The organism is Eubacteriales bacterium (assembly GCA_041390245.1).
In the GTDB taxonomy this organism is placed as follows: Bacteria; Bacillota; Clostridia; order Christensenellales; family JAWKQI01; genus JAWKQI01.
Genome location: JAWKQI010000007.1, coordinates 1 through 1,832, shown reverse-complemented (window position 1 = coordinate 1,832; position 1,832 = coordinate 1). Strand labels below are relative to the sequence as shown.

Here is a 1,832-nt window from a genome sequence, read left to right as displayed (position 1 = left end):
GCATAATGGCATACACAAGTTTTGGCCTCGTAACAAAAGGGCTTGAGATGATGGGAGCTATTGGTAGTATACCTTCTATCGTACAGGTTATATTATTTGTTGCGATTATAGCCACGGTACTTACAATTTCAGTATTTATGAATAAAGCTGGGAAGAAGGAGGAAAAAGAAAATGGCTGAAAAAAAAGACGTTAAAAGCACAGATGATATTGAGCTTCTGAAAGTTCCAACAAGTAATATAGCGTATGCTAATGTAATACACTGGGGCACGATATTCTTTACAGTATTGGCATTATTTGTGCCGCTGTTTATGCTGATAGATCAGTCCAGTAATCTTTTAAATCCAAGCTTAGTATATAGTGCTATATTTAACGGACAATCAACGAGCGAGATATGGCAATTGAGCACAACAGGCTCTTTCCCCGGAGCGCATTTTTACTTAAATTACATCGGCCTTGCAGAATCCTGGGGGCAGATAGCGATTTGCGGAGGCTGTGCTATTGGCCTATTTGCTCTTGCTCCTACGATATTGATACAGGTATTTAAGGAAAGGAGCTATGTTCAGGCTTTCTTAGGGCTTATATTCTTTGCATTGATATTATTCTCTGCAATAGGGGTTTTAAGCATAGATGCCGGCTGATATTTAAAAAAGCTAAAAACCACGGGAAAGTTTCCTGTGGTTTTTTATTTTATATAATTTTTCGACAAAATGTTCATTAAAAATTCATAAAATAGTTGAATGTTAGTGCGGATATGCTATAATTACCATTGGCATATGCAAAAGTTATCATATGTATTTAAATTTTTAACACACACCGAAAAATCAACAGTTAACAATAGTTAACGGTTTTTAAGGATATAAAAATAAAAAGGAGAGAAAAATGGGTGCAATTAAAAGTAAATTTTTAAAGTCGCCAATGCTTGAAGCTATTATAATGATTGCCGCTACTATTTTATCTTACTTTGGTATTGGTGTGTTAGCGCTTGTACCTGAAGATGTATTGACAGGGCATATGACAACAGCGTCAATCTTTTTGATACTGCTGGCATTTTTCCTGTTAAGCGTAGCAATAGCAATGATAGCCGTTGTAGCAGGAATCGGCGGCGGGGTAATATTTACTCCGATAATGCTGGCGTTCACAAATGTCGACAGCGTTATAATAAGAGGGACTGGTTTAATAGTCGCTATGTTCTCTGGGCTGATTTCAACTGGAATATTCATTAAAAAGGGAATCGGTAACTATAAACTATGCCTTGTTCTAACAATAAGCCAGGCAGCAGGAGCTTTAGCCGGAGCAATTTTGGCAATAGGTGCGGCGCAGAGTTTCGGAGTTACAGGCGAAGCTTTGATGCGTATCGTCTTAGGCGTATTGCTGTTAGGCATTGGAATATACCTTTTTATGGGCGGCAAGAAACTGGATTATCCTGTTATTAAAAAGATAGGGCCGGTTACACAGAAGTTTAATCTCGGAGGTCAGTATTTCGAGGAATCTGAAGGAAGAGTGAGAAAGTATGAAGTCACACGTGCTCCTTTAGGTATAATCCTTATTTTCCTTGTTGGCGTAATCGGCGGTTTCTTCGGTATGGGCGGCGGCTGGGCCATTACCCCTGTTTTAAACATGGGCATGGGCATACCGCTTAAAGTTGCTGCTGCAAACTCCGGAATTATTTTAGGAGTTGGAAGCTGCGTTTCCGTATGGCCGTATATCTTTACAGGCGGTATTATAGCGCTGTTTGTATTACCATGGCTTTCAGGCCAGGTCGTCGGCGGATTCGTAGGTTCATATATTTTAGCCAAAGCTAAAGTAAGCATTGTACGCGTTATCCTAATTG

At 39.4% G+C, this 1,832-nt stretch carries 2 protein-coding genes; both read left to right on the top strand.

Going from position 1 to position 1,832, the window contains the following annotated elements; genetic code table 11:
* The first annotated feature begins 171 nt into the window (after positions 1-171).
* Positions 172-639, top strand: coding sequence for a hypothetical protein (locus R2876_08000; protein MEZ4358530.1), 468 nt, complete (start codon positions 172-174; stop codon positions 637-639).
* 241 nt (positions 640-880) lie between these two features.
* A partial coding sequence (locus R2876_07995) for a sulfite exporter TauE/SafE family protein (GenBank protein MEZ4358529.1) occupies positions 881-1,832 on the top strand: 952 nt, incomplete at its 3' end.